This is a genomic window from Halomonas sp. MMSF_3323, from assembly GCF_030733595.1.
GTDB classification, from domain to species: domain Bacteria; phylum Pseudomonadota; class Gammaproteobacteria; order Pseudomonadales; family Halomonadaceae; genus Halomonas; species Halomonas litopenaei.
This window is the reverse complement of record NZ_JASHIT010000019.1, coordinates 14,720-34,353: the sequence shown is the minus strand read 5'-3', so window position 1 is coordinate 34,353 and position 19,634 is coordinate 14,720. Positions and strand designations below refer to the sequence as shown.

Annotated in this window: 17 protein-coding genes; 4 read left to right on the top strand and 13 right to left on the bottom strand. The window is 65.1% G+C overall.

The window, feature by feature from the left end; genetic code table 11:
• Positions 1 to 127: 127 nt before the first annotated feature.
• On the top strand, positions 128 to 661 hold the full coding sequence (locus tag RBB39_RS11280) for a DUF2062 domain-containing protein (RefSeq protein ID WP_045993394.1): 534 nt from the start codon (positions 128 to 130) through the stop codon (positions 659 to 661).
• 199 nt (positions 662 to 860) lie between these two features.
• On the opposite strand, the gene RBB39_RS11275 is transcribed toward RBB39_RS11280, so the two are convergent.
• Together RBB39_RS11275 and RBB39_RS11270 are read right to left on the bottom strand one after the other, a co-directional pair.
• The gene (locus RBB39_RS11275; protein ID WP_045993393.1) at positions 861 to 1,592 is read right to left on the bottom strand and encodes an ABC transporter ATP-binding protein; all 732 of its coding nucleotides are present in this window, start codon (positions 1,590 to 1,592) and stop codon (positions 861 to 863) included.
• Positions 1,585 to 2,826: a lipoprotein-releasing ABC transporter permease subunit gene (locus RBB39_RS11270; RefSeq protein WP_045993392.1), complete on the bottom strand. Its 1,242-nt coding sequence runs from the start codon at positions 2,824 to 2,826 to the stop codon at positions 1,585 to 1,587. Before RBB39_RS11270 ends, RBB39_RS11275 begins: the two co-directional genes overlap by 8 nt.
• A gap of 142 nt (positions 2,827 to 2,968) precedes the next feature.
• Here RBB39_RS11270 and RBB39_RS11265 point away from each other — a divergent pair, with 142 nt between their 5' ends.
• Together RBB39_RS11265 and RBB39_RS11260 are read left to right on the top strand one after the other, a co-directional pair.
• On the top strand, positions 2,969 to 4,021 hold the full coding sequence (locus RBB39_RS11265; RefSeq protein ID WP_045993391.1) for an agmatine deiminase family protein: 1,053 nt from the start codon (positions 2,969 to 2,971) through the stop codon (positions 4,019 to 4,021).
• Complete coding sequence (locus RBB39_RS11260; RefSeq protein WP_045993390.1) at positions 4,018 to 4,920, top strand: carbon-nitrogen hydrolase; 903 nt, start codon at positions 4,018 to 4,020, stop codon at positions 4,918 to 4,920. The genes RBB39_RS11265 and RBB39_RS11260 overlap by 4 nt, the downstream gene beginning before the upstream one ends.
• A 210-nt stretch (positions 4,921 to 5,130) precedes the next feature.
• On the opposite strand, the gene RBB39_RS11255 is transcribed toward RBB39_RS11260, so the two are convergent.
• The 4 genes from RBB39_RS11255 to RBB39_RS11240 all read right to left on the bottom strand — a co-directional run bounded on the left by RBB39_RS11255 (position 5,131) and on the right by RBB39_RS11240 (position 10,763).
• Complete coding sequence (locus tag RBB39_RS11255; RefSeq protein ID WP_045993389.1) at positions 5,131 to 6,078, bottom strand: Nudix family hydrolase; 948 nt, start codon at positions 6,076 to 6,078, stop codon at positions 5,131 to 5,133.
• Positions 6,079 to 6,312: 234 nt separating this feature from the next.
• Positions 6,313 to 7,530 carry a bifunctional glutamate N-acetyltransferase/amino-acid acetyltransferase ArgJ gene (gene argJ / locus RBB39_RS11250; RefSeq protein WP_045993388.1) on the bottom strand — a complete coding sequence of 406 codons (1,218 nt, stop codon included), beginning with the start codon at positions 7,528 to 7,530 and terminating at the stop codon, positions 6,313 to 6,315.
• A 76-nt stretch (positions 7,531 to 7,606) separates the two neighbouring features.
• Positions 7,607 to 10,348: a preprotein translocase subunit SecA gene (gene secA / locus RBB39_RS11245; protein ID WP_045993387.1), complete on the bottom strand. Its 2,742-nt coding sequence runs from the start codon at positions 10,346 to 10,348 to the stop codon at positions 7,607 to 7,609.
• Positions 10,349 to 10,418: 70 nt separating this feature from the next.
• Entirely contained in the window at positions 10,419 to 10,763 is a 345-nt protein-coding gene (locus tag RBB39_RS11240) for a hypothetical protein (protein WP_045993386.1), read from the bottom strand.
• A gap of 163 nt (positions 10,764 to 10,926) precedes the next feature.
• On the opposite strand from RBB39_RS11240, the gene RBB39_RS11235 reads away from it, so the two are divergent.
• On the top strand, positions 10,927 to 11,403 hold the full coding sequence (locus tag RBB39_RS11235; RefSeq protein WP_045993385.1) for a DUF721 domain-containing protein: 477 nt from the start codon (positions 10,927 to 10,929) through the stop codon (positions 11,401 to 11,403).
• Between the two features lie 265 nt (positions 11,404 to 11,668).
• Here the strand turns inward: RBB39_RS11235 and lpxC are convergent, their stop codons facing one another.
• The 7 genes from lpxC to murG form a co-directional block, all read right to left on the bottom strand.
• Complete coding sequence (gene lpxC, locus RBB39_RS11230; protein WP_045993384.1) at positions 11,669 to 12,580, bottom strand: UDP-3-O-acyl-N-acetylglucosamine deacetylase; 912 nt, start codon at positions 12,578 to 12,580, stop codon at positions 11,669 to 11,671.
• Positions 12,581 to 12,706: 126 nt separating this feature from the next.
• The gene (gene ftsZ, locus RBB39_RS11225) at positions 12,707 to 13,894 is read right to left on the bottom strand and encodes a cell division protein FtsZ (RefSeq protein WP_045993383.1); all 1,188 of its coding nucleotides are present in this window, start codon (positions 13,892 to 13,894) and stop codon (positions 12,707 to 12,709) included.
• Positions 13,895 to 13,928: 34 nt separating this feature from the next.
• Positions 13,929 to 15,218 carry a cell division protein FtsA gene (gene ftsA, locus RBB39_RS11220; protein WP_045993382.1) on the bottom strand — a complete coding sequence of 430 codons (1,290 nt, stop codon included), beginning with the start codon at positions 15,216 to 15,218 and terminating at the stop codon, positions 13,929 to 13,931.
• Positions 15,219 to 15,448: 230 nt separating this feature from the next.
• On the bottom strand, positions 15,449 to 16,174 hold the full coding sequence (locus RBB39_RS11215; protein WP_045993381.1) for a cell division protein FtsQ/DivIB: 726 nt from the start codon (positions 16,172 to 16,174) through the stop codon (positions 15,449 to 15,451).
• 1 nt (position 16,175) lies between these two features.
• Positions 16,176 to 17,102, bottom strand: coding sequence for a D-alanine--D-alanine ligase (locus RBB39_RS11210; protein WP_045993380.1), 927 nt, complete (start codon positions 17,100 to 17,102; stop codon positions 16,176 to 16,178).
• Positions 17,099 to 18,511 (bottom strand): UDP-N-acetylmuramate--L-alanine ligase, encoded by a 1,413-nt coding sequence (gene murC, locus RBB39_RS11205; RefSeq protein ID WP_045993379.1) that lies wholly within the window; start codon positions 18,509 to 18,511, stop codon positions 17,099 to 17,101. Before murC ends, RBB39_RS11210 begins: the two co-directional genes overlap by 4 nt.
• A gap of 64 nt (positions 18,512 to 18,575) precedes the next feature.
• Complete coding sequence (murG, locus tag RBB39_RS11200; protein WP_108132806.1) at positions 18,576 to 19,628, bottom strand: undecaprenyldiphospho-muramoylpentapeptide beta-N-acetylglucosaminyltransferase; 1,053 nt, start codon at positions 19,626 to 19,628, stop codon at positions 18,576 to 18,578.
• Positions 19,629 to 19,634 lie beyond the last annotated feature (6 nt).

Sequence of the window (19,634 nt, the reverse complement as noted above, 5' to 3'; positions counted from 1 at the left end):
ATTGGGGCCCTCGAGCCCGACAACCTGTCGACGGCGTCGCGCATGCCCATCGTTGGCCGACGTCATGGCAAGGGCGGCGGCTTGTATGGATAATAGCCACGCATCCGCAGCCTCGAGCTGATTCGCCATGCCGCGTCGACTACTCAAGCGCTATCTGCCCTCGCCGGACGCCCTGCGCCGGCAGCGCTCGCTACGCTTCATGGCGCACCTGATCGCCGACCCCGCCCTGTGGGTGCTGACGCGCCGCAGCGTGGCCAACGCCTTCAGTGTTGGCCTGTTCAGCGCGCTGCTGCCGATCCCGTGTCAGATGGTCGTCGCCGCCCTCGGCGCCCGTGTCGGACGCTGCAATCTGCCGCTGTCGGTGGCTCTGGTGTGGATCACCAACCCGCTGACGATGCCGATCATCTTCTACGCCAACTACTGTCTCGGCGCCTGGCTGATGCAACGCCCGGCGCTGGAGGCGCCCCATCGGCTGACCACCGACTGGCTGCAGTCCCAGTTGCTGGACATCCTGCCGTCCCTGCTGATCGGCTCGCTTGTGGCGGCGATCGCCGTCGGCGGCCTGGCCAACCTGGTGATACGCCTGCTATGGCGCTGGCAGGTGGCACGCAGCTGGAAGGCACGCGCGCGCCGGCGACGCCGCAGGACCCAGCCGCACTGACTCAGCCGCATCGACCCAGCCACACTGACTCAGCCTGCGCAAAAGGCCCTGCTCGGCCCGGCGCCGTTCCCGCTGGTCTGCAAAGCCCGGACGAAAAAGCCGGGACGAGAAAGCCCGGACAAGCAATCCCCGACGAAAGAAGGCCCGATGCGATTGCATCGGGGCCTTCTTCTGGCTTCTTCTGGACGCTGCGAAAGACCTACTCGGCGTGCAGCTTGCCGTTGTCGAGTCTCAGCACGCGGTCCTGATGGGCGGCCAGGGCCGGGTCATGGGTGACGATGACGAAGGCGCAGCGAGCGCTGGCGGCAAGCTCATCCATCAGCGCCAGGATGCTGGCGGCGGTGTGCTTGTCGAGGTTGCCGGTGGGCTCGTCCATCAGCATCAGGCTGGGATCGGTGACCAAGGCCCTGGCGATCGCCGCACGCTGGCGCTCACCGCCGGACAGCTCGCCGGGCTTGTGTTCGGCCCTGGGGCCCAGCCCTACCTTGTCCAGCAGAGCACGCGCCTTGTCCTCGGCGTCACGCTTGCGGCTACCGCGAATGATCAACGGCAGCGCCACGTTCTCCAGCGCCGAGAACTCCGCCAGCAGATGGTGGAACTGGTAGACGAAGCCGATGTGGCGATTGCGGAAGCGCCCGATCTCGGCGTCGCCCATCTTGTGCAACACGGTGTCGGCCACCCGTACTTCGCCGGCGCTGGGGCTGTCGAGCCCACCGAGCAGGTTGAGCAGGGTGGTCTTGCCGGAGCCGGAACTGCCGACCACCGCGACTCGCTCGCCGGCGTGCACCTTGAGCTCGAGCTGGTCGAGCACCACCAGGTCGGCGGGTCCTTCGTCGTAGACCCGGGACAACTCGCGGCACTCGAGCATCAGGTCGTTGCCGGCGGGGGTCGACGCCTCGACACCAGGCTTGGCGATTACCGAATCATTCATAGCGCAGCACCTCGGCAGGCTGGACCCGCGCCGCGCGCCAGGCCGGATACAGGGTGGACAGGAAGGTCAGCACGAAGGCGGCCCCCACGATCTGATAGACATCGCTCCAGATCAGCTGGGACGGCAGGTCACTGATGAAGTAGACCCCCGCGTCGAGGAAGTGGATACCCAGGGTCGACTCGACGAAGGCAATGATATCGGACACCGTCAGCGCCAGCAGAATACCCAGCGCGACCCCGATGACGATACCGATCACCCCGATGGCGATACCCTGCACCATGAAGATGCCCATGATCGAACCCGGGGTGGCGCCGATGGTCCGCAGGATGGCGATGTCGGCGTGCTTGTCGGTCACCACCATCACCAGGGTCGAGACGATATTGAAGGCAGCCACGGCGATGATCACGGTCAGCAGCAGGCCGATCATGCGCTTTTCCATCTGGATCGCCTGGAACAGGTTGCCCCGGGTGAAGGTCCAGTCGTAGCCGCGATAGCCACCGCCCAGTTCATTGACGATGGCCTGGGTCTCCTGACCGGCCAGGAACAGATCGTCGAGCTCCAGACGCAGCCCGCCAATGCTGTCACCCATGCGCGCCAGGGTCTGCATGTCCTCGATGTTGGCGTAGGCCAGGTTGGCGTCCAGGTCGGCACCGACACTGAAGATGCCGCTGACGGTGAAGCGCTTGAGCCTGGGAAAGACGCCTGCCGGGGTGATCGAGGCCTCCGGCACCAGCAGGGTCACGCTGTCCCCCACGTCGACGTTGAGGTTGTTGGCGAGGATGGAGCCGAGCACGATGTGCCACTCCCCTGCCTTGAGGTCGTCCAGCGAGCCACGCGACATGTTCTCGTCGACGATCGACACCCGGCTTTCCCACTCGGGCTCGATGCCGTTGACCATGGCACCCTGATTGCGCCCGGCCACCGAGAACATGCCCTGCTGCTGGATATAGGGCGCCGCCCCGATGACATGTTCGCGCTGGGTCAGGCGCTCGGCCAGGGGCTGCCAGTCGGTCATCCCACCGGCCTGTTCGATCTGGGTGTGAGGCACCATGCCCAGCACCCGCTGGCGCAGCTCCCGGTCGAAGCCGTTCATCACCGAGAGCACCAGGATCAGCACCGCCACGCCCAGGGTAAGACCCAGCATGGAGGTCAGCGAGATGAACGAAATGAAGTGGTTGCGTCGCTTGGCTCGCACATAACGCAACCCGATCAGAAAGGGCAATCGATCAAGCATGGACTCGTTCCTTGTCGGCGGGCCGTCATGGTACGGTTTTTTGCGAGCGACTGCATCGCCACGGCAGAGGAATTGCGAGATCCTTGCATCTTCGGTCACAGCCGCCTACATTTCGCCGTTTCTTGGCCCCAGGACATCACCCATGCCCCGCCTGCTACCCGAATGGCACCCTCAGGATGCCGTCCAGCTGACCTGGCCCCGCCGCGACAGCGACTGGGCGCCGACGCTGCCCGCCATCGAGGCGATGCTCGAGCAGCTCGCCCTGATCATCAGTCGTTATCAGAGCGTGATCATCGGGGTGCCCGACCGTGACACCGGCGAGGCGCTGTCAGGCCGCCTGCTGGCCCGAGGCGCGCCACCCGAGCGTCTGCGCCTGACCGTGGTCGACGCCGACGACACCTGGGCCCGGGACCATGGCCCGCTGGCGACCGGTGACGGCGACGGCGTTACCTTCCATGACCTCGGCTTCAACGGCTGGGGCGGCAAGTTTCCGGCCGATCGCGACAACACCCTGACCCGCCAGCTCAAGGATGCCGGCTTGATCGCCTGCCCGACAAGCGAGAGCGCGGTGATCATGGAGGGCGGCGCCCTGGAGACCGATGGCGAAGGGACGCTGCTGACCACCGAGGCCTGTCTGCTCAATCCCAACCGCAACCCCTCGATGTCGCGGGCCGATATCGAGACCTGGCTGGCCGAGACGCTGGGCATCCAACGGGTGCTGTGGCTCTGCCACGGACATCTCGAAGGCGACGATACCGACAGCCATATCGATACCCTGGCGCGCTTCTGTGATCCCCAGACCATCGCCTATGTGCGCTGCGATGATCCGAGCGACGCGCACTACGCCGAGCTCGCCGCCATGGAGCGCGAACTCAAGGCGCTGACCCGCGCGGACGGCTCGCCCTATCGTCTGGTGCCGCTGCCCTGGCCTGGCGCCTGCCATGACGCCGAGGATGGCCACCGCCTGCCGGCCACCTACGCCAACTTCCTGATCATCAACGGGGCGGTGCTGGTGCCGGTCTACGGCGATCGTCACGACCTGGCGGCGCTCGACGCCCTGGCCGGGGCCTTCCCCGACCGGGATATCATCCCGGTGGACGCCAGCGCCGCCATCGTTCAACACGGCAGCCTGCACTGCCTGACCATGCAGTGGCCCCAGGGCACCCTCACCACCGCCGAAGGAGACCGCCGATGACACGCCAATTGACCGTGGGCCTGGTCCAGCAACCCGCCTGGCCCGACAAGGCCAGAAGCCTTGACGCCAGTGAAGCGAGCATCCGCGATCTCGCAGGCCGCGGTGCCAGACTGGTGATGCTGCAGGAACTCCACGCCACCCACTACTTCTGTCAGTACGAGGATCCGGCCCTGTTCGACCTGGCGGAGCCGCTGGACGGGCCCACCGGCACACGACTGGCCGAACTCGCCGCGGAGCTCGACATCGTGCTGATGGGCTCGCTGTTCGAGCGCCGCGCGCCGGGCATCTATCACAACACGGCGGTGGTCTACGACGGCGCCAAGGGCGCGGTGGGTCACTACCGCAAGATGCATATCCCCGACGACCCGGGCTTCTACGAGAAGTTCTACTTCACCCCCGGAGATCATGACGCCGGCCTCAAGCAGGGATTTACCCCCATCGACACCTCGGTGGGCCGGCTCGGGGTACTGGTGTGCTGGGATCAGTGGTACCCGGAGGCCGCGCGCCTGATGGCCCTGGCCGGTGCCGAACTGCTGCTCTACCCCACCGCCATCGGCTGGGCGCCGGGCGACGACGACGCCGAAAAGACGCGCCAGAAGGACGCCTGGACGCTGATCCAGCGCAGCCACGCCGTGGCCAACGGTGTCCCGGTGCTGGTCGCAAACCGGGTGGGCCACGAGGAGGATCACTCGAAGGTCAGCGAAGGCATCGACTTCTGGGGCGGCAGCTTTGTCGCCGGGCCCCAGGGTGAGCTGCTGGCCCACGCCGGCACCGAGCCCGAGACCCTGCTGGTGACCCTGGATCTGGACCATGGCGAAAACGTGCGGCGGATCTGGCCCTACCTGCGGGACCGGCGCATCGACGCCTATGGAGATCTGACCCGCCGCTACCGCGACTAGGGCTTGCCGCCAAAGAGCCGGGCTTCGTCGACTTCTCGCATAAAGCCCAGGGCTTGTACGAAAAGCGCCGACGCTCGTCGAGCTTGAGAACAGAGCCACGCGGCAATGGAACGACATGCCCCTGAACGCAAGAAACCCCGCCAGGTCTCCCTGGCGGGGTTTCTTGCATCTGGTAGCTAACGGCCGGTGCTGGCCCTTTTCGCCAATGCCCTAGCGCCAGAAGTCACGGATGGACGCGATCCCCTGGGCCCCCACGGCGCGGGCATGGCTGGCGTCGTGGCGCGTCATGCCCCCCAGCGCGTAGACCGGCATGCCGGCGCGTTCGACCAGTTGCTGGAAGTCATGCCAGCCGATCGGTGCCACTTCCGGATGGGACGGAGTGGTGCGCAGCGGTGACAGGGTCACGAAGTCGCAGCCAATGGCGTGGGCCTGGTCGAGCTGGGCCTTGTCGTGGGTCGAGGCCGCCAACCACTTGGCCTCGGCGATGGGGCGACGCTCCAGGCCCATCAGCCGCTCGCTGGTCAGATGGATACCATCGGCATCGATCCGCTCGAGCAGCTCCGGTTCACCGTTGAGCATCAGCTTGGCACCGTAACGACGGCACAGCGCCAGAGCACGCTCCGCACGGGCCACGTAGGCGTCCTCGTCGAGGGTCTTGGCGCGCAGCTGAACCAGACGCACGCCATCTTCCTCGAGGGCCCGCTCGAGCTTGGCGTCGAAGGCGTCCTCGTCGGCTTCCTCGTCACTGATCAGGTATTCCGAGGGCAGCATCACCGCACGCAGGATCGGCAGGTTGGCGGCCGGGAAGGGATAGCCAATCAGTTCGCCCATGGGCACCCAGCGTACCGCCTGTCCTTCTCGACCGAAGGGCTCACCGGAGAAGTCCTTGACCTGCCAGACGTCGAGCAGAATGTGCTTGTCGGAGTACTCGTGGTGGATGCGAATCAGCGGTTGGGCGCGACGAATCTCGATGCCGAGTTCTTCGTGCAGCTCGCGCTTGAGCGCCTCAAGCCCGGTCTCGTAGGGCGCCAGCTTGCCACCGGGAAACTCCCACAGGCCGCCGTGGTCCACATTGGAAGGACGCCGGGCCAGCAGCACTTCGTCACCGTTCGGGCTGATGATGGCGGCCGCCGCCACGTGCACCCTTCTCTTCACCATAGTGTTCATTCAACAATACCAGCTTCGGTTCGCGGGCCACGCCCGCACCAGTTTTCAGTCGGGAGGGCGATAAAAGTCGGCATAGGATACCGATTCGCTCGCCGAGATTCATCTGCCGCTGATGCATCGCCGATGGATCGGCTCCACCGCTACCCGCCGGACAGGCAAAAAAGACGACACAGGATACCGATTCACTGGCCGAGATTCATCTGCCGCCGACGAACCCATGCGGAATCAACTGCGGTAGTCGGCGTTGATCGATACATAGTCGTGGGACAGGTCGGAGGTCCACACCCGCGCGGCAGCGTCACCACGCCCCAGATCGATGGCAATGGTGATCTCTTCTGCCGCCATCACCGCACTGCCGGCGTCCTCACTGTAGCCCTCTGCACGCCCACCGTTCTCGACCAGGCGCACATCACCCAGATCGATGGTCACCCGATCGACATCGAAGTCCTCGACCCGGGCACGCCCCACCGCAGCGAGGATACGGCCCCAGTTGGCGTCACTGGCGTACAGAGCGGTCTTTACCAGCGGCGAATGGGCCACCGTAAAGGCTACCTCGCGCGCCTCCTCGACGCTCAGGGCACCGCTGACATCCAGGGTGACGAACTTGGTCGCACCCTCGCCGTCGCGAATGATCGCCTGGGCCAGTTCCACCAGCACCTCATCGAGGGCCTGACGAAATATCCGCTCGTCATCGTCATCGGCAAGCGCTGCGCCCTGGCCGGTGGCGATCAGCATGCAGGCGTCGTTGGTCGAGGTATCGGAGTCCACGGTGATGCTGTTGAACGAGCGCTTGACGCCCTCCCTGAGCAGGGCATCAAGACGCTCGGACTCGATCGCCGCGTCGGTGGCGACAAAACCCAGCATGGTGGCCATGTCGGGACGGATCATGCCCGACCCCTTGGCGATGCCATTGAGGGTGACAGTGCCCTGCTTGAGCGCCACCTGGCGGGTCGCGCCCTTGGTCCGGGTGTCGGTGGTGAGGATGCCTTCGGCCGCCCGAGCCCAGGCGTCGCCACCGTCGTCGAGCTGATCGAGCGCCTCTGGCAGGCCACCGAGAAGTCGCTCCATCGGCAGCGGTTCGCCGATCACGCCGGTGGAGAACGGCAGCACCTGGTCGGCCGACACCTCGGCGAGTTCGGCCAGCGCCTGACAGGTGGCGTGGGCGTCGCGCATGCCGATCTCGCCGGTGCCGGCGTTGGCATTGCCGGTATTGATGACCAGGTAGCGAACCGCGTCGCCCGCGGCCAGATGCTGGCGGGCCACATGGACCGGCGCCGCGCAGAAGGCGTTGCGGGTGAAGGTGCCGGACACCCTGGCGCCCGTGGCCACCTCGATCACCACCAGATCACGCCGGCCCGGCTTCTTGATGCCCGCCATGGCACTGCCCAGGCGAACCCCGGGAATCGGCCCCATTGCCGGAAAAATGCTGTCACCGACTGCCATTGTTTTCTCCTTGCGTCAAAGACGACCCCAGGCCTTGAAGCCCGGGGTCGCCGTCGTCATGGGTTGCGAGGCTTGCTCAGCTGAGCTTGCCGCAGCACTGCTTGTACTTCTTGCCGGAGCCGCAGGGGCAGGGATCATTGCGGCCAACCTTGGGGGCGTCTCGACGCACCGGGCGCTGATCGGCAACCTCGTTGACGTGACGCTCGCCGCCCTCGTCGGCCATCTCGGCGTCCGTCGCGGCAGGTGCGTCGTGGCGACTGGCCGCCTGGGCGCTCTCGCGGGCAAGGGCCTCGCGACGCTGACGCTCCAGGGCGTCCACCTCCTCGGGGGCACGCACCTGCACGTGACTGAGGATACGGGTGACGTCGGCCTTGATATTGGTCAGCAGGTTCTGGAACAGCTCGAAGGATTCGCGCTTGTACTCCTGCTTCGGATTCTTCTGAGCGTAGCCACGCAGATGGATACCACGACGCAGATGGTCCATGGACTGCAGGTGTTCCTTCCAGCGGGTGTCCAGCACCTGCAGCATGACCTGCTTCTCGAAGCGCCGCATCAGCTCCTCGCCAGCGATGGCGACCTTGGCCTGGTAGGTCTCGCGATGCTGGGTCTGCAGGCGTTCGCGCAGCTGCTCCTCGTGGAAGCGCTCGTCCTCCTCGGCCCACTGCACCACCGGCGCGTCCAACTGGTACTCGCTCTTGAGGTGAGCCTCGAGCCCCGCCAGGTCCCACTGCTCGGGCAGGCTCTGGGGCGGCACGTAGGCACTGATGGCCTCGTCCAGCACCTCTTCACGAATGCCCATGACGTTGTCGGAGACGTCGCTGGCGGCCAGGATCTCGTTGCGCTGCTCGTAGATCACGCGACGCTGATCGTTGGCCACGTCATCGTACTCGAGCAGCTGCTTGCGGATATCGAAGTTGCGTCCCTCGACCTTCTTCTGAGCACGCTCGACGGCGTTGGACACCATCTTGTGCTCGATGGCCTCGCCCCGCTCCAGGCCAAGCGCCTGCATCAGCTTCTGCACCCGTTCGGAACCGAACAGACGCATCAGGTTGTCTTCCAGCGACAGGAAGAAGCGGGTCGAGCCCGGGTCGCCCTGGCGGCCACTACGACCACGCAGCTGATTGTCGATGCGCCGTGACTCATGGCGCTCGGAGCCGATGACGTGCAGACCACCGGCGGCCAGCACCGCCTCGTGGCGTTCGCGCCAGGCCTCCTTCAATGCCTCGACCTCGGCGTCGCTGGCGTTTTCCAGCTTGGCCGCTTCGGCCTCCCAGTTGCCGCCGAGCACGATATCGGTACCACGACCGGCCATGTTGGTCGCGATGGTCACCGCACCTGGGCGCCCGGCCTGGGCGATAACCTCGGCCTCGCGCTGGTGCTGCTTGGCGTTGAGCACGTTGAAGTCGATGCCCGCCTTGCGCATCAACTCGGCCAGGTATTCGGACGTCTCGATGGACGCGGTACCCACCAGCACCGGACGGCCGGCCTCGACCTGGACCTTGACGTCCTCGATGATCGCCTCGAACTTCTCTTCGGCGCTGAGGTAGACGAGGTCGTTCATGTCCTTGCGCGCCAGCGGCCTGTTGGTGGGGATGACCACCACATCGAGCCCGTAGATCTGACGGAATTCGAAGGCCTCGGTATCGGCGGTACCGGTCATCCCGGACAGCTTCTCGTACAGGCGGAAGTAGTTCTGGAAGGTGGTGGAGGCCAGGGTCTGGCTCTCGCGCTGGACGGTCACACCCTCCTTGGCTTCCACCGCCTGGTGCAGGCCCTCTGACCAGCGACGTCCCGGCATGGTACGCCCGGTGTGTTCGTCGACGATGACCACCTGTCCCTCGCTGACGATGTAGTCGACGTCAGGGTGGTACAGGTGGCGCGCACGCAGCGCCGAGTGCATATGCTGCAACAGGTTGAGGTTCTGGGCGGCGTAGAGCGAGTCGTCCTCGCCGAGCAGCCCCTGGGCGCGCATCAGCTCCTCGACCTTGTGGTGGCCGCGCTCGGTCACCTCGACCTGCTTCTGCTTCTCGTCGAGGGTGAAGTCGCCGCTTTCGGGATCTTCCTCGTCGGTGCAGGGGGTGAGCTCCCTGGCGAGCCGATCCACCACCTTGTACAGCTCGGTGTTCTCGTCCACCGCACCGGAGATGATCAGCGGCGTGCGCGCCTCATCGATAAGGATGGAGTCCACCTCGTCGACGATGGCAAAGTGCAGTTCCCGCTGAACCTTGTCTTCCAGCGAAAACGCCATGTTGTCGCGCAGGTAGTCGAAGCCGAACTCGTTGTTGGTGCCGTAGGTGATGTCGCAGGCGTAGGAGTCACGCTTCTCCTCGGAGGTCTGGCCGGAGTAGATCACGCCTACCGACAGGCCGAGGAACTCGTACAGGGGGCGCATCCAGTTGGCGTCACGCCGGGCCAGGTAGTCGTTGACCGTGACCACGTGCACGCCCTTGCCGGGCAAGGCGTTGAGGTACACCGCCAGGGTCGCGACCAGGGTCTTGCCCTCACCGGTCTTCATCTCGGCGATCCGGCCGCGGTTCAAGGTCATGCCGCCGATCAGCTGTACGTCGAAGTGACGCATGCCCATCACCCGCTTGCTGGCCTCGCGCACGGTGGCAAAGGCTTCGGGCAACAGGGCATCGAGCGACTCACCGGCCGCCAGACGCTCACGGAACTCAGCGGTGCGGGCGGCCAGCGCAGCGTCATCGAGGGCTTCGAGGCTCGGCTCGAGCTCATTGACGGCGCGAACCTGGCGGGACATGCGCTTGACGTCGCGGTCGTTCTTGGAGCCGACGACTTTACGCAGCAGAGAATTGATCATGAAACTTCCTGAAATCTGGAACCTGAAAAAGAGGCCGCCAGGCATTGGCGACCGTCACGCTTCATCGAATTCAGGCGATGTCAGGAGGACCCCGGCGAGACACCACGTCGAGGGCGGCCACCGGCACCAGTATCGGCGCCGACCAGGCCACCGACGGGGACGATGGTTTGGGCAGGGTCTTGAGGGGATGTCGGGCCAGCCGATGGCGGCAGGCCTTGAGCATGGTATGGGCCCGGATGACCGCCGGCGCCATGATGCAGATCTGCACCAGTCGCTCGGTGGCTCGAGGAGATTCGGCGGCGCTCAGGCTCGCCGGCAGCAGGCAGCCCACCAGCAGCCCTGCCAACCACCATCTGGCCACCCGACGGGCACGAGCCTCGCGGGGGCAGCAGCGATGTGGGTCGATGGCAGTCATGCTGTCGGGGAACTCCCTGGCGTGCTAGTCTCGGGCCGGCGCCATGCCGGCTGCCCATCACTCGAGCGGCCATCATGCAAACGGCCATGACACCTGCGTTCCACAGACGAACGCCGCCGAGCGACAAATTCATTGATCCTGGGGCATCCCAAGACACAAGCACATGAGTATAAAGGTTAAGCGGTTCCGCGCCCAGTCCATGACAGGGCTTCTTCAGGGCCGCGGCGAACTGGGCGGACTGATGCGCATGGCGCGCCTGATCGAGCGCGCTCAGGAGCATCTGCGCAATGAACTCTCGCCCACTCTGGCGGAACACCTGTTTGTCGGTGGCTTCCGTGACGGCCGTTTGACCCTGATCACCGATGGCGCAGCCTGGCTGACCCGTCTGCGCTACGAACAGCCACGTCTGCTCGACTGCCTGCACCAGTTGCCGGAGTTCCAGGCGGTGACCGGCTTCCACCTCAAGGTACGCCCGGTGCGCCCGGCCAAGGTGGCGCCGCGCCAGGTAAGGCGCCTGCCCGCCCAGGCCGGTGACGAGCTCTCGAGCTGCGCCGCCGATGTCGAGGATCCGCGACTCAAGCGCGCCCTGGAGCGCCTGGCGGCCCACGCCGAGTCGCCTTCAGGGAAAGACGACGCCTAGCCCCATCGGCGCTCCCCGCGCATGAATCGCCGCTCCCGGGCCACTCACGGGGGTACCCACAAGGCAGCGCCGCGGCCTCCCGACCCTGCCCGCGCCGCTTGGTGACGCCGAACACGACGTGAACATGACGCGAATATGAAACCCCAGACAGCAGAACGCCGCCCCGAGGGGCGGCGTTCAAGCGAGTGATGGCCGAAGACAAGTTGCTACGGAAGACTGGCGATCTGCGGGGCTAACCTTGGCCTGGCCATCACCGAGGCTCGCATCACGCCATGGCCGGTGCCGCGTAGGAAATCGGCGCCGATTCGGCTTCGCTCTCGTAGGTCACGATCTCCCAGGCCTCGGGCTGCTCGATGAGCGCACGACACAGCTGGTTGTTCAGCGCGTGACCGGACTTCACGCCACGGAACTCGCCGATCAGGCTGTGACCGAGCTGGTAAAGGTCACCGATGGCGTCCAGCACCTTGTGCTTGACGAACTCGTCGTCGTAGCGCAGACCACCGTCGTTCACGATGCGGTAGTCGTCCACCACGATGGCATTGTCGAGGCTCCCACCAAGCGCCAGGTTGTTCGAGCGCAGGTACTCGAGATCACGCATGAAGCCGAAGGTCCGCGCGCGAGACACCTCCTTGACGAAGGACGTCGTGGAGAAGTCGACCATGGCGGTCTGCTTCTGGTCCTCGAACACCGGGTGATCGAAGTCGATGGCAAAGGAGACCTTGAAGCCCTGATGGGGCAGGAAGACGGCTTCCTTGTCGCCTTCGCTGACCTTGATCTCACGCTTGATGCGGATGAACTTCTTGGCCGCGCTCTGCTCCTGGATCCCGGCGGACTGGATCAGGAACACAAAGGGTCCGGCACTACCGTCCATGATCGGCACTTCGGGCGCGCTCACATCGACGTAGGCATTGTCGATGCCGAGACCCGCGAAGGCGGACATCAGGTGCTCCACGGTCGCGACCTTCTCACCATTCTGAGACAGGGCGGTGCAGAGAGTGGTGTCGGTCACATTCAACGCCTGGGCGGGAATGCGGACCTCCGGCTCGAGGTCGGTGCGCACGAACACAATGCCCGTGTCCACCGGCGCGGGGCGAAGCGTCAGGTAGACCTTCTTGCCGGAGTGCAGTCCCACGCCCGTGGCGCGGATGACATTCTTGAGGGTACGTTGTCTGATCATTGTGCAGTCGCCAGGCAGTCGTTGGTTATCAAACACCGTTCACTATAACACCAAACGGACGTTTCAACAAAAAAACATCGCCTTTCGATCCCTGCACCCCGGAAATTTCGCGCACTCTGCTCTCGATCAGTCCGCCTGACGCCGCAGGAAGGCGGGAATATCGAGATAATCGTCCAACTCCTGAGACTTGCGCTTCTCGGCCTGCGGTCGCGGTGATTCCTGCGCCTCTGGCTTGCTCGCTGCGGCCACACCGGCGCCGCCCTGGGCGCGATTGATCGCACTCTGCTGAGGACGCTGGCGCGCCTCGGGACGACGAACCTGCTGCTGCGCCGCCGGCTTCTGCTGGCGTGACACCTGATTGTCGAGACCCGCCGCGACCACGGTGACCCGCAGTTCGTCGGTCATGTCCATGTCGATGGAGGTACCCACGACGATGGTGGCGTCCTGGGAGGCGAACTCCTGCACCGTGGCGCCGACGTCGTTGAACTCACCGATCGACAGATCCGGCCCAGCGGTGATGTTGACCAGGATGCCGCGAGCGCCGTGCAGATCGATATCCTCGAGCAGCGGGCTGCGGATCGCCTTCTCGGCGGCCTCGCGTGCGCGATTTTCGCCGGTGGCACCACCGGTGCCCATCATCGCCATGCCCATCTCTGACATCACGGTGCGCACGTCGGCGAAGTCGACGTTGATGATGCCCGGGCTGGTGATCAGCTCGGCGATACCCTGTACGGCACCCAGCAGGACGTCATTGGCGGCGCTGAAGGCAGTCAGCAGTGTCGCGCTCTTGCCAAGCACGGACAGAAGCTTCTCGTTGGGAATGGTGATCAGCGAGTCGACATGCTCGGACAGCTCCTTCATGCCCTCTTCCGCTGCGCGCATGCGCTTGGGGCCTTCGAAGGGGAACGGGCGGGTGACCACCGCGACGGTCAGGATGCCCAGCTCCTTGGCGACCTGGGCGACCACCGGTGCCCCGCCGGTGCCGGTACCACCACCCATGCCGGCGGTGATGAAGACCATGTCGGCGCCACCGAGCAACTCGGCGATCCGCTCACGATCTTCCATCGCGGCCTGACGACCCACTTCGGGGTTGGCACCGGCGCCAAGCCCCTTGGTGATCTCGCTGCCGAGCTGCAACACGGTCTTGGCGGAGACGCGCTTGAGCGCCTGGGCATCGGTATTGGCGCAGATGAACTCCACCCCTTCGATGCTGCTCTCGACCATGTGATTGACGGCATTGCCGCCGCCGCCACCGACGCCGATGACCTTTATGACCGCGCTGCTTGAGGGCGCGCTATCTACGACTTCGAACATTTGCCCCGTCTCCTGAGCCGCTTGTGCGGCCCTTTCAGAAATTTCCTTTGAACCAGCCTTTGATCTTTTCCAGCGCCGGAGTCCTTTCCTCTGGTCCACGCCGGGAGACGTCCTCGCGTCTCGATTGCGACGAGATGGTGCCACCCTGCCCCTGGTGGACACGACCCTGACGGGCCTCATGTAGAGCGTAATGTAACAAACCGACACCCGTCGAATAAATCGGATTTCGCACCACGTCAGCCAGGCCCCTCACATTCTGCGGACAAGCGACCCTGACCGGCATGTGAAATATCTCTTCGGCAAGCTCCACCACACCTTCCATGCGTGATGTGCCACCGGTCAACACCACCCCTGCGGCGACCAGATCCTCAAAGCCGCTGCGGCGCAGTTCGTCGCGCACCAGGGTGAACAATTCCTCGTAACGCGGCTCAACCACTTCGGCCAGCGACTGTCGAGACAGGTCTCTGGCGGGACGGTCGCCGACACTCGGTACCTTGATCATTTCGTCGCTGGAAGCCAGCTGGGTCAGCGCACAGGCGTACTTGACCTTGATCTCCTCGGCATACTGAGCCGGGGTACGCAGCGCCATGGCGATATCGTTGGTGACCTGGTCACCGGCGATCGGTATCACCGCAGTGTGGCGAATGGCGCCCTCGGTGAATACCGCAATATCGGTGGTGCCCCCGCCAATGTCGACCATGCAGACGCCCAGCTCACGCTCATCCTCGGTCAGCACGGCATGACTGGAAGCCAGCTGCTCGAGGATGATGGCGTCGACGTCGAGCCCACAGCGACGCACGCACTTCTCGATGTTCTGTACCGCGTTGAGCGCGGCGGTCACCAGATGAACTCGCGCCTCCAGACGCACACCCGACATGCCCAGCGGCTCACGGATACCGCCCTGGGTGTCGATGGCGAACTCCTGGGGCAACACGTGCAGCACCCGCTGCCCTTCGGAAATGGCCCTGGCCCGCGCCGAGTCGATCACTCGCTCGATATCGGAAGGCGCAACTTCGCGCTCCTTGATCGCCACGACCCCATCGGAATTCATGGAACTGATATGACTGCCGGCAATGCCCACATAAACCGAATGTATGTCGCAACCGGCCATCAACTCAGCTTCTTCAACCGCACGCTGAATCGACTGGACCGTGGATTCGATATTGATCACCACTCCCTTCTTCATGCCACGGGAGGGATGAGAGCCGATACCGGCAATTTCGATACCACCATCGTCGGTGGGTTGCCCCACGATCGCGACGACCTTGGATGTTCCGATATCCAGCCCGACTACCATATTGGACACGTTGGATGGACCTGCCATGAGCCGGGAAATCTCCTTGAACGGATTCCGTTACCTCGGAACCTGCCTCTGTTATAAAAAAACCTGGGACGATTATAGGAACAATAGCGCTTGTTCGACCAGCCCGGGGCGTACATTCATTCCACGATACGGACACATTTAAACAAAAGAAACCGAGAAAACTTTGCCGATGGCCGGAAAAGTGTCGCCATATAATTCCGTTCTCGCGTCTGATCCATGCCGTCTTTTCGTTAACCGCGAGTCGCGGCCTCATCATCGACCGGCTCCGTCTCGCCATGCCAGGCCACGGCGACGCCGTTGGGGTAGCGCAGATCGATGTAGCGAATGTGCGACGCGACCTCACCCAGTTCACGCCGCCAGGCCGCCTCGAGGCGCCCGAGGCGGGCGTCCAGATCTCCACGGCCGAGCATGATCCAGACGCCGCTGTCCAGCTGAAAGCGCCAGGCGCCGCGGGCTTCCAGACGTAGCTGGTCGATCCCGAGCCCCATCTTGTCCAGCCGCTGCCCCAGGTCATCGAAGTAGGCCAGCACCTCGGGACCGGCGCCACCGGGTCCCGCCATATCCGGTAGTCCCATGGGCGGCTCCACCGGGGCATAGACAAAGGGCTCGCCATCGCCGTTGAGCAGTTGATCGTCGTTCCAGCGCGCCACCGGGCGCTGCTCCTCGAGCTCGAAGGTCAGTTCATTGGGCCACTCGCGACGAATACGCACCTCCTTGAGCCAGCCCACCTGCAATGCCTGCTCACGCAGCGCCTCCAGGTCCACCGACAGCCAGGTGCGGCCCCTGACCAGCGGCGCCAGCTGGCCCTTGAGATAGCTGGCGTCCACGTGGTGCAACTCACCACCGATGGACACCCGCTCGATGGGCCGATCCAGCCACAACCACAGCGCCTTGCCACCGGCGCCCACCAGGGCAGCCAGCAGCACGACGCCAAGCCAGGTGCCGCGCCTGGCCATCTCAGCCGCGCTCCCTGGCGGTATCGAGAATACGCAGGACCAGTTCGTCGAAGTCGATGCCTGCATGGGCCGCCGCCTGGGGCACCAGACTGTGATCTGTCATGCCGGGCACGGTATTGACCTCGAGCAGCCAGAACCGACCTTCAGCGTCGCGCATCACATCGACGCGGCCCCAGCCCTGACAGCCCACCGCTTCGAACGCCGCCAGGCACAGCTCGCCCAGCGCGGTCTCCTGCTCGGTATCCAGACCACAGGGCAGGTGGTAAAGCGTCTCGTTGGACAGGTACTTGGCCTCGTAGTCGTAGAAGCCGCTGGGCACCTCGACGCGAATGGCCGGCAGCGCGCTGTCGCCAAGTACCGACAAGGTAAATTCGTCTCCCGACACAAAACGCTCGGCCATCACCCGAGTATCGAAGGTGGCGGCCTCACGATAGGCGGTTTCGAGTTCATCACGGCTGTTGACGATGCTGATGCCGATGGTCGAACCTTCATGGACCGGCTTGACCACCAGCGGCAGACCCAGTCGGTCGGCCACCTCGTTCCAGTCGGCTTCGGGCGACAGCAGCACGCTCTCGGGCGTCGGCAGACCCAGGGTCTGCCACAGCGCCTTGGTCCTGAGCTTGTCCATGCCCAGCGCCGAGGCCAGAACACCGCTGCCGGTATAGGGGATTCCCGCCAGCTCAAGGGCCCCCTGCAGACAGCCGTCCTCCCCTCCCCTGCCGTGCAAGGCAATGAACACCAGATCGGGGTTCAGCGCCTGCAGCCCGGCAACGCCGCCCTCGGCAAGGTCATAGCCGGTCACTTCAAGGCCCTGGCGCTGACACGCCGCCAGCACGGCGGCACCGCTGTTCAGCGACACTTCTCGTTCGGCGCTATGGCCACCGTAGATGACCACCACATGGCCGTAGGACTGTACTTGTCGTGTCACAGGATCACCTCGTCGAACTGAAGCTGGGCATCCGCCAGACGCTGGGAGATGCCACCCACGTCACCGGCGCCCTGAGTAATCAGGATATCGCCGGGTCTGAGCACCTTGGCCAGCAGCGCCGGCAATTCCGCCTTGTCCTGAGCAAAGATCGGATCGACTTCGCCACGCTGACGGATGGAACCCGCCAGGCTGCGACCATCGGCGCCGGGCAGCGCGGCTTCGCCGGCACTGTAGACGTCGAGCAGTACCAGCGTATCGACGCCGGACAGCACCCTGACGAAGTCCTCGTAGAGATCGCGCGTGCGTGAGTAGCGATGGGGCTGGTAGACCATCACCAGCCGGCGCTCGGACCAGCCATCGCGCACCGCCTTGATGACCATCTCCACCTCGCGGGGGTGATGACCATAGTCGTCCACCAGCATCACCTCACCTTCACCGTTCGGCGCGGCGAAGTGACCGTGTACCTGGAAGCGACGGCCAACCCCGGCAAAGCTCGCGAGTCCCCGCAGAATCGCCTCGGCGTCGACCCCGGCGTCGCTGGCCACGGCGATCGCCGCCAGCGCATTGAGCGCATTGTGACGGCCCGGCATGGCCAGACTGACATCGAGATCCTCGAGGTTGCCGGGCCGCACTGCGGTAAAGCGGACTTCGCCGGCACTCTGGGTGAAGTTCTCGATGCGATAGTCGGCGTCGTCGGAGAAGCCGTAGGTGACGAACTGGCGATTGATGCGGTCGAGCAGGCCACGCACGTTGTCGTCATCGATGCACAGTATCGCCAGTCCGTAGAACGGCAGGTTATGCAGAAACTCGATGAAGGTGTGCTTGAGACGCTCGAAGTCGCCACCATAGGTGCTCATATGGTCGGCATCGATATTGGTGACGATGCTGACCATCGGCTGCAGGTGCAGAAAGGAGGCATCGGACTCGTCCGCCTCTGCCACCAGGTAGTCGCCCTGCCCAAGCTGGGCGTTGGTACCGGCGCTGGTCAGCTTGCCGCCGATGACGAAGGTCGGGTCCAGCCCGCCCTCGCCGAGCAGAGTGGCGGTCAGGCTGGTGGTGGTGGTCTTGCCATGGGTCCCGGCCACGGCGATGCCGTGACGGAAGCGCATCAGCTCGGCCAGCATCTCGGCGCGACGTACCACCGGCACGCGATGCTCGTGGGCCCACACAAGCTCCGGGTTGTCCGCGTCCACGGCGGTGGATACCACCACCACATCGGCACCGGCAGCGTGCTCGGCAGCGTGTCCGATGAACACCTGGGCGCCGCACTGTTCGAGTCGCGCCACCACCGACGAATGACGCAGATCGCTGCCGCTGACCTGGTAGCCCTGATTGGCCAGCACCTCGGCGATGCCGCACATGCCGGCGCCGCCGATGCCGACGAAGTGGATACGACGAATGCGCCGCATGCCGAGACCGGGCCTGGTGGCAGCGGATGAGCTCAGTTGGCCGGGGACCGGCCCTTGGGTCGAATTACTCAAAACCTGTCTCCATACAGCCCGCCACCAGCCGTTCCACAGCGTCAAGGTGGGCCTCGGCCCTTGCCTTGCTCGCCATGGCCGCCAGGGTGTCGGGCTCAAGCAAGGTCCCCAGGCGTTCGGCCAGGGACGTCGGATTCATGTCACGCTGCTGAATAAGCGCCGCGGCACCGGCACCGACCAGCGCCTGGGCGTTGGCCGTCTGATGATCATCCACGGCGTGGGGAAAGGGTACGAACAGCGCCGGCTTGGCCGCCGCCGCCAGCTCCGCCACGGTCAGCGCGCCGGAGCGACAGACCACCAGATCCGCCCAATCGTAGGCGTCGGCCATGTCAGCGATAAAGTCGCTGACCTCGGCGTCAACGCCGGCAGCCTGATAGCCCTCGCGGGTCGCCTGGTCCTTGTCTCTACCGGCCTGGTGGCGCACCTCGGGACGCGACTCGGGGGGTAGCTCGGCCAGCGCTCTGGGCATCTGCTGGTTAAGCGCCAGCGCCCCCAGGGAGCCGCCGACCACCAGCAGCCGCAGGCGTCGTCCGCGCATCTGGTCGGCCACGCGTGCACTCTCGCCGAGGGCGGCGATGTCATCCCTGACCGGATTGCCGACGACCTCGGCGCGGCCACCGAAGGCCTGGGGAAAGGCGGCGTAGACTCGCTTGGCCAGGTGCGACAGTGCACGATTGGTCAGCCCGGCCACGGCGTTCTGCTCGTGGATGACCAGCGGTCTGCCGCACAGTCGGGCGGCAAGCCCGCCGGGGCCGCTGGCAAAGCCTCCGAGCCCAACCACCAGCTGTGGGTCGAACTCGCGAATCACGCTTCTCGCCTGGCACACGGCGCGTCCAAGGCGCACCGGCGCCTTGAGCCAGCCCGCCAGACCGTTGCCCCTCAGGCCACTGATGGCGATCTGGTGAAGCACTATGCCGGCCTCGGGCACCAGGCGATTCTCGATACCTCTGGGGCTACCCAGCCACGCCACCTCGACGCCCTGCTGCTGCAATCCCCTGGCCAGCGACAGCGCCGGGATGACGTGCCCCCCGGTGCCGCCGGCCATGATCAG